The sequence below is a fragment of the Shinella zoogloeoides genome (assembly GCF_003574625.1).
Taxonomy (GTDB): Bacteria; Pseudomonadota; Alphaproteobacteria; order Rhizobiales; family Rhizobiaceae; genus Shinella; species Shinella zoogloeoides_A.
On record NZ_QNUJ01000001.1, the window covers coordinates 63,807 to 77,973 of the forward strand.

Annotated in this window: 11 protein-coding genes; 8 read left to right on the plus strand and 3 right to left on the minus strand. The window is 62.2% G+C overall.

The window, feature by feature from the left end; translation table 11 throughout:
* Positions 1-90: 90 nt before the first annotated feature.
* Genes DSD28_RS00300 through DSD28_RS00315 form a run of 4 tightly spaced genes read left to right on the plus strand, consistent with a single transcriptional unit; the run spans position 91 to position 5,656 of the window.
* Complete coding sequence (locus DSD28_RS00300; RefSeq protein ID WP_119254360.1) at positions 91-2,523, plus strand: glucan 1,4-alpha-glucosidase; 2,433 nt, start codon at positions 91-93, stop codon at positions 2,521-2,523.
* A gap of 3 nt (positions 2,524-2,526) precedes the next feature.
* Positions 2,527-3,555, plus strand: coding sequence for a phosphogluconate dehydrogenase (NAD(+)-dependent, decarboxylating) (gnd, locus tag DSD28_RS00305; RefSeq protein WP_119254361.1), 1,029 nt, complete (start codon positions 2,527-2,529; stop codon positions 3,553-3,555).
* Positions 3,552-4,931 (plus strand): glucose-6-phosphate dehydrogenase, encoded by a 1,380-nt coding sequence (zwf, locus tag DSD28_RS00310; protein WP_119254362.1) that lies wholly within the window; start codon positions 3,552-3,554, stop codon positions 4,929-4,931. The genes gnd and zwf overlap by 4 nt, the downstream gene beginning before the upstream one ends.
* 14 nt (positions 4,932-4,945) lie before the next feature.
* Positions 4,946-5,656, plus strand: a complete 711-nt coding sequence (locus tag DSD28_RS00315) for an ROK family protein (RefSeq protein WP_119254363.1) — start codon at positions 4,946-4,948, stop codon at positions 5,654-5,656.
* 87 nt (positions 5,657-5,743) lie between these two features.
* On the opposite strand, the gene DSD28_RS00320 is transcribed toward DSD28_RS00315, so the two are convergent.
* Entirely contained in the window at positions 5,744-6,517 is a 774-nt protein-coding gene (locus tag DSD28_RS00320; RefSeq protein WP_119254364.1) for an SDR family oxidoreductase, read from the minus strand.
* 137 nt (positions 6,518-6,654) lie between these two features.
* On the opposite strand from DSD28_RS00320, the gene DSD28_RS00325 reads away from it, so the two are divergent.
* Positions 6,655-7,551, plus strand: coding sequence for a LysR family transcriptional regulator (locus DSD28_RS00325; protein WP_119254365.1), 897 nt, complete (start codon positions 6,655-6,657; stop codon positions 7,549-7,551).
* A 95-nt stretch (positions 7,552-7,646) separates the two neighbouring features.
* On the opposite strand, the gene DSD28_RS00330 is transcribed toward DSD28_RS00325, so the two are convergent.
* Entirely contained in the window at positions 7,647-8,387 is a 741-nt protein-coding gene (locus tag DSD28_RS00330) for a hypothetical protein (RefSeq protein WP_119254366.1), read from the minus strand.
* Positions 8,388-9,321: 934 nt separating this feature from the next.
* Here DSD28_RS00330 and DSD28_RS00340 point away from each other — a divergent pair.
* Positions 9,322-9,765 (plus strand): NUDIX hydrolase, encoded by a 444-nt coding sequence (locus DSD28_RS00340; RefSeq protein WP_162911158.1) that lies wholly within the window; start codon positions 9,322-9,324, stop codon positions 9,763-9,765.
* Between the two features lie 458 nt (positions 9,766-10,223).
* Here the strand turns inward: DSD28_RS00340 and DSD28_RS26455 are convergent, their stop codons facing one another.
* Positions 10,224-10,490: a DUF6538 domain-containing protein gene (locus DSD28_RS26455; protein WP_432430826.1), complete on the minus strand. Its 267-nt coding sequence runs from the start codon at positions 10,488-10,490 to the stop codon at positions 10,224-10,226.
* 229 nt (positions 10,491-10,719) lie between these two features.
* Between DSD28_RS26455 and DSD28_RS00345 the strand changes: the two genes are divergently transcribed.
* Together DSD28_RS00345 and DSD28_RS00355 are read left to right on the plus strand one after the other, a co-directional pair.
* The gene (locus tag DSD28_RS00345) at positions 10,720-12,516 is read left to right on the plus strand and encodes a site-specific integrase (RefSeq protein ID WP_119254369.1); all 1,797 of its coding nucleotides are present in this window, start codon (positions 10,720-10,722) and stop codon (positions 12,514-12,516) included.
* A 399-nt stretch (positions 12,517-12,915) separates the two neighbouring features.
* On the plus strand, positions 12,916-14,154 hold the full coding sequence (locus DSD28_RS00355) for a phage portal protein (protein WP_119254371.1): 1,239 nt from the start codon (positions 12,916-12,918) through the stop codon (positions 14,152-14,154).
* Positions 14,155-14,167 lie beyond the last annotated feature (13 nt).

Sequence of the window (14,167 nt, forward strand, 5' to 3'; positions counted from 1 at the left end):
TACCGTCGCCGGGCGCTTCGCATGGTCTGGCGCAAGGCCGCCGGGTAGGTCATGTTTCAACCTTGTCCGAAAAGGGCGATGAGGTGAAAGATGGTGGACGGGTCACTCGCACCTGGGCGGCCGGGGATAGCGGCGCGCTGGACATCAAGCGCCAAGAGCGGTGTCGGAACCGCGCTCTCGTTCCGCAGCCCGCTCTGGTTCACCATCAGCCACGGCATCCTGAACGAGATCTATTATCCGAGGCCCGACAATGCCTGCACGCGCGATTTCGGGCTGGTTGTAACCGGGGCAGACGGCGGCTTCTGGGAAGAAAAGCGTGATGCCAGCCATGACATCGAGGCCATGGAGAAAGGCGTGCCCGCCTATCGGCTCGCCAACAAGGCTCTGGACGATGCCTGGTGTATCGAGAAACTCATCCTGAGCGACCCGGCGCGGCCCTGCCTCCTCCAGGAGATCACCTTTACCCCGCTCAAGGGCAAGATTGCAGATTATCGCGCCTACGGCCTGCTGGCGCCGCATCTGGTGAATGCCGGCATGGGCAATACCGCCTGGATCGGTGAATATGGCGGCGTGTCGATGCTGTTCGCGACCGGGCGCGGCACGAGCCTTGCTCTTGCCTGCTCGCTGCCCTGGGGCGCCCGCTCCGCCGGCTATGTCGGCGTCTCGGATGGCTGGCAGCAGCTCCGCGCATCCGGTCGCCTCGATTCCGATTTCCGGTGCGCCGAAGACGGAAATGTCGCGCTCACTGCCGAAATCGGCTTTTCCGAAGACGCCCGCACGGCCGTCCTGGCGCTTGGCTTCGGCGATACGCCCGACGAAGCGGCGGAGCACGCCATTGCCAGCCTGTCGCAGGGGTTCGACACGGCGGCAAAGGTTTATCTTTCCGAGTGGCGGGAATGGCAGGCCAAGCTTGTGCCGCTCGACCGCGCCGGGCCATCCACCGCCCTCGATCCCTATCGCGTATCGACGGCGGTTCTGGCTACGCATCGTTCGTCGCAGCCTCCGGGAGCCGCGGTGGCCAGCCTCTCGATTCCCTGGGGATCCGCCAAGGGGGATGACGATCTCGGCGGCTATCACCTCGTCTGGCCGCGCGACCTCGTCGAGACGGCCGGTGGCTTTCTCGCCGCCGGCGACGCGGAAGAGGCGTTGCGGATCCTCGGTTATCTGGAGACCATCCAGCAGGACGACGGGCACTGGCCGCAAAATGCCTGGCTGGACGGCGCCGCCTATTGGCCGGGCCTGCAGATGGACGAATGCGCCTTTCCCATTCTGCTCGCTGACGCCCTGCATCGTGCGGGCCATCTGCCGGAAGAGAGATTCCAGCGCTTCATGCCGATGATCGAGAAGGCCGCGTCCTATGTGGCTCGCAACGGCCCGGTGACCGGCGAGGACCGGTGGGAGGAGGATGCCGGCTATAGCCCCTTCACGCTGGCGGTCGAGATCGCCGCCTTGCTGGCGGCCGCCGACCTGCTCACGCTTGCCGGCAAGGCGGACGCCGCCGCCTACCTGCGGGAGACCGCCGATTGCTGGAATGAACAGATCGAGCGCTGGACCTATGTCGAGAACACACCTCTCGCGGTGGAGCATGGCGTGGCCGGCTATTATGTCCGCATCGGCGCGCCGGATACCGCCGACGCCGCCTCGCCGAAGGACGGCTTCGTGCCCATCAAGAACCGGCCGCCGGAGGCCTCCAGCCTGCTGGTGCGCCAACTCGTCAGCCCCGATGCGCTGGCGCTGGTACGTTTCGGTCTGCGGGCGGCTGACGATCCGCGCATCCGCGATACGGTCACGGTAATCGATGCCTTGCTGCGCTGCGACCTGCCGCAAGGCCCGCTCTGGTATCGCTACAATGACGATGGTTACGGTGAGCATGACGACGGCGCGCCCTTCGATGGCTGGGGGACCGGCCGACCATGGCCGCTGCTTGCCGGTGAACGGGCGCATTACGAACTGGCCGCCGGGCGGCGCGAGGAGGCGGAGCGTCTGCTCGGCGCGCTGGAGGGATCGGCCAATGCAGGCGGGCTGATCCCGGAGCAGGTCTGGGACGGCGAGGACTTGCCGAATCTCGAATTGTTGCACGGCCGCGCCTCCGGCAGTGCCATGCCGCTGGTCTGGGCGCATTCCGAGCACATCAAGCTGTTGCGCTCGCTGAAGGACGGCGCCGTCTTCGACCTCCCGCCACAGGGGATCGAGCGCTATGTCAGGAGCAAGACCATATCGCCGTACCGATCATGGCGCTTCAACCAGAAGACCGCCTCCCTGCCCGCCGGCAAGCTCCTGCGCATCGAGGTTCTGGCGGCCGCCATGGTGCGTTGGAGCCTCGACGGCTGGGCGACCGTTCATGAGAGCGAGACACAGGAGAAGGCGTTCGGCATCCATATCGTCGATTTGCCCATTGCCGATGCCGATCCTGGTGCTAGCCTTGTCTTCACGTTTTTCTGGCGCGACGCAGGCCATTGGGAGAATGCGAACTACGCCGTTGCCGTTTTGCAATCCTCTTCAACGTCACCAGCACGGGAGTAAGATATGCAGATCGGAATGATTGGCCTCGGGCGCATGGGCGCCAGTATGGCGCGGCGCCTGATGAAGGCCGGGCATGAATGTGTCGTCCATGACATCAATCCGGCAAGCGTCGCCGATCTCGCCCGGGATGGCGCCGTCGGCGCGGCTTCTATCGAGGATCTCGTCGGCAAGCTGCAGAAACCCCGCGTCGTCTGGCTGATGCTGCCGGCCGCAATCACGCGCAAGGTCGCCGGCGCGGCCGCCGACTTCATGGAGGCGGGCGATTCCATCGTCGACGGCGGCAATTCCAATTATCGAGATGCGGTCGATCAGGCCGCGCTGTTCTCGAAGAAGGGCCTGAATTACCTGGATGTCGGCACCAGCGGCGGGGTCTGGGGGCTGGACCGCGGCTATTGCCTGATGATCGGCGGCCCGGACGAGGCGGTGAAGCGCCTCGATCCGATCTTCGCCACCCTGGCGCCCGGTGCTGGCGCCGGCAACGCGCCGGACGGTGCGGCGGGCACCACGCCCTATGGTTACCTGCATTGCGGTCCGAGCGGCGCCGGCCATTTCGTAAAGATGGTCCACAACGGCATCGAATACGGCATCATGGCAGCCTATGCCGAGGGGATGAACATTCTCAAGGCGGCCAATGCCGGCGCGCAGAGCCGCGATGCGGACGCCGAGACGACGCCGCTGGACGAACCGCATTATTACCGCTTCGACATCGACCTGGCTGAGGTCGCCGAGGTGTGGCGCCACGGCTCCGTCATCGGTTCCTGGTTGCTCGACCTCACCGCCGGCGCCCTTAAGGCCGACCCTGAGCTTTTAAAATTCAGCGGGCGGGTGTCCGATTCCGGCGAAGGCCGCTGGACGTTGAAGGCCGCGATCGATACCGGCGTTCCGGCCCCCGTTCTGTCGACGGCCCTGTTCGACCGCTTCTCCTCGCGCGGGGAAGCCGAATATGCCGACAAGCTTCTTTCGGCCATGCGCTTCGCTTTCGGCGGGCACGTCGAAAAGCCGAAGTCCCCGACCGGGGGAGAGAACGAATGAGCAGCCACCGATCCGACGTTCTGGTGCTGTTCGGGGCAACCGGCGATCTGGCCCACAAGAAGATTCTTCCCGCACTCTACTCCATGGTGAAGCGCGGTGTTCTGACCGAACCGGTCATCGGCGTGGCGCTGGAGGATTGGGATCGCGCGAAGCTGGCAGAACGCGCGCGCGACGGCATCGAGGCAGCCAACGGCAAGGTTGACGAGGATGCGTTCCGCAAACTTGCCGATCTCCTCCACTATGTCAGCGGGGACTACCGCGGCCCGGCAACCTTCACCCGGTTGAGGGAAGCGCTGTCGAGCGACAAGTCACCGCTCTATTATCTTGCGATACCGCCATCCATGTTCGAACCGGTGGTGCAAGGGCTGGAACAGTCCGGCGGCGCCGCCGGCGCCAGGGTGATGGTGGAAAAGCCCTTTGGCCGCGATCTGCAATCGGCACGCTGGCTCAATCGGGTCCTGCACATCGTCTTCGACGAGGCGTCGATCTTCCGCATCGATCACTATCTCGGCAAGGAAGCGATCCAGAATCTGCTCTATTTCCGCTTCGCCAATGCCTTTCTCGAACCGGTATGGAACCGCAATTTCGTCGATAGCGTGCAGGTCACCATGGCCGAGAATTTCGGTGTGGAAGGCCGCGGCCGGTTTTATGACGAGGTCGGCTGCATCCGGGATGTCATCGAGAACCATCTCCTCAACATCATTCTGCTTCTGGCCATGGAGCCTCCGGCCGGCAACAATGCAGACGATCTGATCGACGAGAAGGTGCAGGTCCTGAAGGCAGTGCGCACGCTGACGGCAAACGATGTCGTGCGCGGACAGGTCGATGGATATCTGCAGGAGCCGGGCGTCGCGGCGGCTTCGCCGCGCGAGACCTTTGCCGCCGTGCGCTTCATGATCGATACCTGGCGCTGGCAGGGCGTGCCTTTCTATATCCGCGCCGGCAAGAACCTGCCGGTGCATGCGACGGAGGTTCTGGTGCGTTTCAAGCAGCCGCCAATTGCCGTGTTCGATGCCGTCGCGCGTGACGAGGCGAATTATCTGCGTTTTCGCATCAGCCCCGATGTAGCCATCGGTATCGGTGCACGCCGCAAGGCGTCCGGTGATGCGATGGTGGGTGAAAAAGTGGAACTGAGCGCCCTCGACACGGATACCAGGAACGAAATGGAGCCCTATGAGCGGCTGATCGGCGATGCGATGAACGGCAATCGACAATTGTTCACCCGGCAGGATGCCTCGGAGATTGCCTGGCGCATCGTTGCCCCGGTGCTCGATGATCCGTCGCCGCCCGCCGTCTACCAGCCGGGAACGTGGGGACCGGAGGAAGCCATGGCGGGCTTCTGCCCGCCCGGCGGCTGGGTCGATCCGGGAACGTGACGGAGGGCGAGGCGATGGATGCATGCACCGAGGCAAATCAGCCGGCAAGCGACGAGCAGAAGATCGTTCTCGCCGTCGATATCGGTGGCTCCCATGTCAAGATCCGCACCAGTTCGGGCGGCGAGGAGCGCAAGTTTACTTCGGGTGCGGGCATGGGACCTGCCCGGATGATGGCGCAACTGAAAGTGCTCGCCCAGGATTTGCGCTTCGATGTCGTCGCCATGGGATATCCGGGGCCTGTCGTCCACAACCGGATCGTGCTCGACCCACGCAATCTCGGTCCGGGCTGGGTAGGGTTCGACTTTGCCGGCGCCTTCGGCAAGCCGGTCAAGATCGTCAATGACGCGCTGATGCAGGCGATCGGCTCCTATGAGGGCGGGCGCATGTTGTTTCTCGGCCTCGGCACCGGGCTGGGGGCGGCCATGATCGTCGACCATGTCGCGCAGCCCATGGAGTTGGCCCATCTGCCCTATAGGAAAGGCAAGAGCTTCGAAGCCTATGTCGGGGAAGCGGGGCTTGAAAAACGCGGCAGGAAGAAATGGCGAAAGTCCGTCTTCGATGTCGTGGAACGGCTGCGGGCTGCAATGGAGCCCGACGATGTCGTCATCGGCGGCGGCAATGTCGAAAAACTGGACGAAATGCCGCCCGGTGCCCGGCGCGGTGACAACGTCCTCGCCTTCGAGGGTGGTTTCCGTCTCTGGCACGACGCGGCACTCGTCGTTTGAGTCGGAACCGCGCTCCTTCACGCGGGCCGCGCGAAGGAGCGGGGTAGTCCCTGGCCGCCATGGTCGCCGCCAGGTCGTCCAATGCCGTTACTTGGTCGTGTAGCCGCCGTTGACGAGGATCGTCTGACCGGTCATCCACCAGCCCTCCGAGACCATGAACCGGATATAGGGGACGATGTCCTCGATATCGGTGAGGCCCGTTTTGGAGAACTTCGAGAGCGCGGCTGCCGTCTTGTGGTAGGCAACCGCATCGGCGCCCTCGGCCGGATAGAAGAACGACGTGTCCATCGGGCCGGGGCCGATCGCCGTCACCGAGATGCCACGCTCGCCGAACTCCTTGGAGGCCGCGCGGGTGAAATGCTCGACCGGCGCCTTGGTCCCCGCATAGGCGGCGTAGAAGGGTGTGAACGCCCCCAGCAGCGAGGTGACGAGCGTGCAGATCTTGCCGTTGTCGTTGAGGTGCTTGCCGGCCTCCTTGATGAAGAAGAAGGCCGATTTGGCGTTGACCGCGCTCATCTCGTCGTATTCGGCTTCGGAGATCTCGATCATCGGCTTCTTCAGCACCTTTCCGACGGTGTTGATCGCGATATCCGGCTTGCCAATCGCGGTGACAGTGTCGGCGAAGAGCTTTTCCATCGCGCCGGCCGTGGTGAGATCGGCCTGAAAGGCGACCGCGTCCGCGCCCGCTGCCTCGATGGCGGCGACGGTCGCCTCCGCATCGGCCCTGGTGGCGGCGCTGTTGTAGTGGATAGCGATCGCTTTTGCCCCATGGGCAGCGAGATCGCGGGCGATCAGCGCGCCGAGGTTCTTCGCGCCTCCCGCGATGAGAACGGTTTTACCCTTGATACTATGGTCGGTCATGGCGCGAGCCTCCGTGCTTCGTGCGGCCGCGTCATGCGATCGCTTTCGAGGGCGCACGATATCGTCTACAATTATGCTATAAAGCCGGTTATTCTGAAATCACCTGTCGTCATTCCTGTACAATAGAGGCGCCTTGCTTGGACCGCATCGACCTGTTCCGCATCTTCGTCCGTGTCGTCGAATGTTCGAACTTCACGCGCGCCGCCGATATGCTCGGCATGCCGCGCTCGTCCGTATCGGCAGCGGTGCAGGAGCTGGAAGGCCGTGTCGGGGCCAGGCTCCTGCACCGGACGACAAGGGTGGTCTCGCCGACGCAGGACGGCCTGGCCTTTTACGAGCGCTGCCGGCGGCTGATCGCGGATGTGGAGGAAGCCGAAAACGTATTCCGCCAAACCGCCGCGCCTTCGGGCCGGCTCCGGATCGATGTTCCGGGCCGTATCGGCCGGCTTGTCATCGCACCGGCACTTCCTGAATTTCTCGACACCTATCCCGAGATCGACATCGATCTCGGCGTCACGGACCGCGCGGTGAATCTGGTGGAGGACAGCGTCGATTGTGTGCTGCGCGTGGGGCCGCTCGCCGATTCAGGCCTGATCGCGCGTCAGATTGGCGATCTCCCGCTGATCAATGTCGCAAGCCCCGCCTATCTCCTGCACCATGGCATGCCTGAAGCGCCGGAAGACCTTCGCGATCATCTGGCGATCAACTACGCCTCGCCATCGAGTGGTCGCATCGAGGCCTGGGAATGGGTCGAGGACGGGGTAATCAAGACCCGGCCGATGCGCAGCCGCGTCGCGGTCAACAGCGCCGAAGCCTATATCGCCTGCTGCGTGGCTGGTCTCGGTCTGATCCAGATTCCCGCCTATGACGTTCGCGACCATCTCAGCGTCGGCGAGCTCGTCGAGGTGCTGCCTTCATATCGCGCGGAGCCGATGCCGGTGACGCTTCTCTATCCGCACCGCCAGCACCTTTCACGCCGGCTGCAGGTTTTTGCCGACTGGCTTGAGGCTTTGCTAAGGCAGAGGCTTCTCTGAATGAGGGGCAATGCGGCGGGCGCTTGGAGGCAGCGGCAAGCGCTTCAACGCACGTGGTTTGCGCGGAAGCGCCTGCTCGGCTGCGATACCCGCAGCTATGAAGGCTCCGGGATCGGATATGGCGTGGCCGGCAGCGGTGCCGTTTGGGGCGGAAAGTCAGGACAAGGCAGGCTGTTTCCTGCGAAATAGATATGATGGAAGGCGTCGGCACGTCCGCCGATCAGGCACACGTCGTCACGTCGCCAGCGCCAGGGCAGGGCGCAAAGCCTTTCTTCGAAATCCGCCGAAACGGTTGCCGACCAGAAAGCTGCGATGCCGCCGGGGGAGAGAATGCGATGGACGGATTTCAGGCCATCGTCGCTGTAAATCGCGTCATTCGTCTCCCGCACCGTGAAATCGGGGCCGTTGTCGGTGTCCATCAGAATGACATCGTAGCCTTTGTCCTGCCGCTTCAGAAAGTGCTGTATGTCGACCACGCGAAGATCCACCCGTCGATCGCGCAGCGGATGGCCGGCCAGATGGCCGATATGATCCCGGTTCCAGTCGACGATTTCCGGGACCAACTCGCAGACGGTCACCTCGGCATTCTCGTCGATCCAGTCGAGCGTCGCGCGCAGCGTGAAACCCATGCCGAGCCCGCCAATCAGCACGCGCCGGACCGGACGGCCGAGAAGCCGGAGGCTCCGCTCGGCGAGGACCGTTTCCGACCGGTGATTGATGTTGGACATCAGCTCCAATCCGTTGAAGCGGATCTCGTGGATGTCACCCTTCCTGCGTAAGAGAATCTCGTCGCCGGCTGCGTTGCAGATCCGTGCCAGTTCCGTCCATAAGGGCATGTCGTTTCCTTGCATTGTTCCATCGTCGGGTGAGGCGGTCCGTTCGGGTTGCCAGCGCTCAGAGGCGCGGCAACCCGGCGACATGGCCTGGCGCGTCTCCGCGAGACCGGCCGGTGAGCCCGAGAGCGCCCCCGCGGGAGTGAACAAGGCTACGAATGCGGTCAGGCAAGGCCGTGCCCCTCGTCGCATCGCGGACGAGCGGCTCGAGGCGTGCACGGTGGATGAGCGATAGGTCCATGGCGAGAAGCAAGGCGTGCTTGCCCAATGCGATCTCCAACAGTTGGCTGATGCGATGCGGCCCAAATCCCGCAAGCGCGTTCGCACGCCCGAAAGAGGGTGCGGCGGAGCCGAGCGGCGGGACATGTTCGGATAAGGCGAATGAACGCTCTCCCTGGGCGGCCTCTAACCAGGAGGAGGGCCGACCAGGGTCAGGAGCTCGTGATCAGACGTAACCTGGAGCTATGGCGGGTGAAAAGCGCGTTCATGCCGGTACTATCGGCCATGGAAAGCGGAAAGTCAAAGCACTGAAAAAAAAGAAAAAACGGGAAATGTCCTCCCCTTGAATAGGGCCGCGAGAGACCCTATGTCCAGGTCATGTGCATGGAAACGTTCATCAGGATGACCAGGCTTGCCGGCGAAGCACGTGCTTCGTCCCGGAGCGGCGCCCTTCCATTTTTCGATCGCCGCACGTAGCCAGCTCCGGGAATATTATCATTGCGGTTCATTTCAGCGATGCGCTTGCATCGCGCAAATGGAGCGTAACCGTGAGACATCCCCTCCCGTTGCAATTCTGCATATCCTGCAATCGTTCTCTGCCGCGCGCGGCTCGCCGCTGCCCGTGGTGCAAACGTCTGGCCGTTGCCCAGATCGATCCGGCGCTCATGCAGCGGAATGTCCCATCCGTTCACCGGTTCGGTGTCGAGGGGGAAAGGCTATGAGGGATGTTCTGAAGGAGCGGGCCGACGAAGTCCTGTTGCAGCGATATGGAGCCGTCCCGTGGCGGAGGGATCAGCGTGGCCGCGTGCGCGTGCTGCTCGTGACCTCCCGGGGGCGCGGCCGCTGGATCGTTCCGACGGGATGGCCGATGAAGGATAAGCCGTCCTATCTTTCGGCGGCGATGGAGGCTTTCGATGAAGCCGGCGTGATCGGCGATATCCTCACATACCCTCTGGCAGGCTATCGCTATGTCAGGGAGACGGCGGAGGGCGTGCTGCAACATTACCATGTGACCCTGTTCGCGCTACGGGTGCGCGGCACGCTAACGCATTGGCCCGAACGCAAGCAGCGCATCCGCGGCTGGTTTGATCCTGAGGAGGCGGCCGACAAGGTGGAGAATGCGGAACTGGCGCGCGCCATCCGAACCTTCCAGCCTGACTGAACTCCCTGCCGAGCCTGCTGCTCTCTGCTGAAGTTCGGCGCGACCGTCAGCTTCATGAGCCCACGGCATGAGGGCGAGGAATTGGTCGAAACCAACTCCAATCTCCGTGCTTGCGGCTTTTGATGCAAAGACCGCATTGTGGCTGGCCAGCCCTCTCCCCGATGGGGCCGGCTGGCGGTGAAGCGTTCGCGTCGGCAGTCCGGCTTCTCCGTCTTCGCGCCACCGGGCGTGCCTCGGTCAAGGTCTGGCGGAACCGCTTCCTTGCACTGATAGCGTTCTTCCTCGTCAAGCGAGGGCCAGGACAAACCGGCTATCCGGGCGGCGGAATGGGATGCCCAAAGCCCGGTATCGAGCGTATTACCGCCAAGGGTTTTCCGCGTTTGTTCGGCTACGTCGGCCCAGAATTTGGCGCGTGCGGCATGCCCATCCTCTGTCAGATACGCGCCGGAAGAGGGGGGCTAGCGTGCTCCCTCGCCAGAATATGGTTGTAGAATTCCTGTGCGAGGTGGCCGATTTGGTAAGCACGGGATTTGCGCGGGCTCTCTCGAAAAGTTTTTCGGTGAGCCGATATAGTTTGTCCACTCGCAGCCGCGCTGTCCTCGGGAGCAGGCTCCCAACATGCGCACGAACTCGCGTCTTTTCAGCCTGTCGCGCAAATTGGCGGGCACGACTCTGCGGAAATGAAACATACGTCCGCGCCGGACAACATTGAAAGGAGCTGCCACGTCGCTTCGCTCGCGTAGCGGTTTGTAGCAAAATGCTTCATCCCGCCTGAGGTGGCGCGAGACACTTTAATGATTTCAATGATTTAGGAGGAAGTTGGCTGGGGAACCTGGACAGTAATCCAACTTTTTCTAGCGCCTTGTTTCTGTTTATTTTATTGTTATTATTGACCTATTTCGATCAAAGTTGTAACACCGGACTGTAACGCCGGGATGCTACACGAGGACCGAAATGGCGCGTATCAGTTACCTTCTCCGTCGCGGCGCAAGCTACTATGCCCGCATCAAGGTTCCGACCGATCTTGTCGAGATCGTCGGCAGGAAGGAGCTTGTCAAAGCGCTCGGCACGAAAGAGGAAAACGAGGCGAAGCGCCTCATGTGGCCCGTGGTCGAAAACTGGACCCGGCAGTTTGATGACCTCCGCAGCCGTCGCACGATGACTGCCGACGACAAGGCCCATGCGACGTGGCAGCACTACGAAGCGACCCTTGAACGTGACGAGGCAGCCCGGCGCACCGCACCGACGCAGGCCGACGTTGACGAGGCGACCCGCGCCATGTTCTCGCGGGCAGAGCGCGGCGAGATAAGCAGCGCCGACCCGCTGGCGATCCTCGACGCCACGCTTGAGGTTCAGGCCAAGCAGCGCGCCCACGAGGTAGACGCCATTTCGCGCCGGGCGAAGCTCACCGAGATGCAGAAGCACCTAGCCAACGGGACGACGGCGCTCATCGCCCACGAGGTAGACGACTACGTTGACCAGAACCGACTTATCGTTGATCGCGACAGCCCCGATTGGAAGGACGCCGCGCGCTTGATGATGCGCGGCGAGGTCGAAGGCTTGAAGCGGTCTTTCGAGCGCGATGCAGGCGACTACACGGGCAGGCCGTCCGATCCCATCGTCAAGCCTGTCACCGGCAGCGCCCGCGAGGCCGCAGCGCCCGGCGAAACGATCATGGAGCTTTTCGAGAACTACGCCCGCGAGAACCCGAACCAGATCAAGCCGGACACGCTGGCGCAAGCTCGCCGGGACGTGGGCCTGTTCGTTGAATACGTCGGCAGCACATGCCCGGTGCATCGGATCGATAAGAAGGCCGTCCGCGAGTGGAAGGCGCTCTTGATGCAATACCCGGTCAAGGCGAGCGAGACGAAGGCATTTGACGGCATGAAGCTTGCGCAGATCGTCAAGCACAACGAGACGGTCAAGAAGCCGACCATCAGCACGACGACCGTTAATCGCTACCTGTCGGGGTTCAGCGCGTTTTGCACTTGGCTGACGAACCACGGCTATCTCACGGCAAACCCTGCCGCCGATATGTTCTTGAAAAAGTCGAAGGAGAAGACGACGAAGCCCTTCACGGTTGAAGACATGAACGCCCTGTTCAAGTCGCCCTTCTTCACGGGATGCCAGAGCGACGAAGCCCCGCGCTTTTGGAGCAAGCCCGGTAACGTCCTTATCCGTGACCATCGCTATTGGGTTCCGTTGATCATGCTCTATTCCGGCGCGCGTCCGGCAGAGATTGCGCAGCTAGGCGTCGATGACGTGCGCGAGGATCGTGGGCATTGGATCATGCACATCACGACAGAGGGGGAGGGCGACAAGAGCGTGAAGACCGACGGCTCTATGCGCGTCGTCCCGGTCCATCCCGAATTGATCAAGCTTGGCTTGCTCGACTACCATGCTGATATGAATGAGCGCGGTGAAAAACGCCTGTTCCCGCTGGCAGAGCGCAATGAGCGCGGGCAGATGATCGCCGACTTTAGCCGCGATTTCCCGCGCTACTTGACGAAGATCGGCTTGAAGGAAGGCCGCGGCCTGTCCCTTTACAGCTTCCGGCATGGTGCGGCTGACGCCCTCCGTCGAGCGGGCTTCCTTGATGAGCAATTCGGTTTCTTGCTCGGCCATACCTCCGGCACGATGACACAGCGCTACGGCACCCTGCCGCAGGGGATGCTTGAGCAGCGCGTGGAACTAGTGCGTGCAATTGCCTATCCCGGTTTAGACCTAAGCAGCCTAGTGCCGTTGACGTGATGGGCTACTTTGGCCGCCTGTTGTAGGGTGACTGGTTTGTCGGCTTGAGGGATATGTTCTCATCTTGAGCTTTAGCGCGGACCGAATCTTCCGTGCGACCTAGCTTAAGGCCCATGACTCGAGTTGGGGTGTTTTCTTTGGCAAGTTGTTTGAGGTCCTTCACGTCCTCACTCGACCACGGCTTTCCGTGGTTTTTCGGCTCTTTTGCCATTCCACTCTCCATTGCCATCATAAGATGAGTTTAGCCGATTCTTACAAGCAAGAGCGCATGATTCAATATTGCGGAATGATCAATTTTTCTGATTTAGAGTGGCCCAACTATCAATATTTTATAATTTAGGGATTCACTTTTCGTTCCTGTTGTGAGATTCTGCCCTCAAGTTAATTGAGGACGGACGCATGAACTTTCCCGGTATTGTTTTAAGTGCAAAGAAGGCGCTCGGCTTTCCGGTTGAACAGAAGGCGTATTCCCTCGCTGATGCCGCGATCAATGAAATCTTTGGCGTCGTCCCGACTGCATCCGGTGTTGTTGTTACTGCCAATTCCGCGATGGCCGTCCCGGCAGTTCTTCAAGCCGTCCGGTTAATCTCGGAAACTATCGGATCGTTGCCTTGCAAGCTCTATCGCGAAGCCAGTGACAGCAAGGAAGCGGCCAAGGATCACCCGGCGCACAAGATCACCCATAGCCGGGCAAACGACTGGACGAGCGCCGGGCAGCTTCGCGTAGGCCTTACCCTTGACGCCCTGCTTCATGGCGCTGGCTATGCGCAGGTTGTCCGCGCATCTGACGACCGTCCGCTTGAATTGCATCGGCTCGACCCGTCGAAGGTGCAGCGCCGTTGTGAGGATGACGGCGAACCCTTCTATCTCGTCTCGACCGAACGCGGACAGGTCCGGCTCTCCTATCGCGACGTTCTCTATATCCCGGCCTTCGCTGGCGTCTCGCCGGTCAAGCTTGGCCGCGAGGCTATCGGCATCGGCCTCACCCTCGAAAAGCACACTTCGAACCTGTTTAGCGACGGCGCGCGGCCCAGCGGCATGTTCTGGAGCGAGAACAGCGTTCCCGACACCGATGCGGGCACGAAGACCATCGCCAACATCTTGAAGGACTACCGGGCGGCGTTCAGCGGCGGCAAGCAGTCGCGTCCGCTCATCGTGCCGAATGGGTTTCGCTACCAGCAGATGGCCCTTGCCAGCACGGACGCGCAGTTCATCGAAAACCGCCTTGAACAGATCAACGAGGTTGCCCGCGTCTTCGGCGTCCCGCCGCACATGCTCTATCAGCTTGAACGGGCGACATGGAGCAACGCGGAACAGATGGCCGCGAGCTTCTTGCAGCTTTGCCTTCGCCCTTGGCTCGACAAGTGGCAGGACGCCTATGCGACTGTCCTTCTCACGGACGAAGAACGCGACACCCTCTATTTCGAGTTCGTCATTGACGACTTGCAGCGTGCCGACGCCGCAGGCCGGGCCGAAATCTTCGGCAAGCTTGTCGCCATGCGCGCCATGACCCCGAACGAAGTCCGCGCCGCAATGAACCTGCCCGCACTGCCGGGCGGCGACGAACTGGCGAACCCCTACACCACGACGACCACGACCGGCCCGGCAGAACCCCCGCAGCCGAAGGAGAACGCATGACCATCGCCCAGCT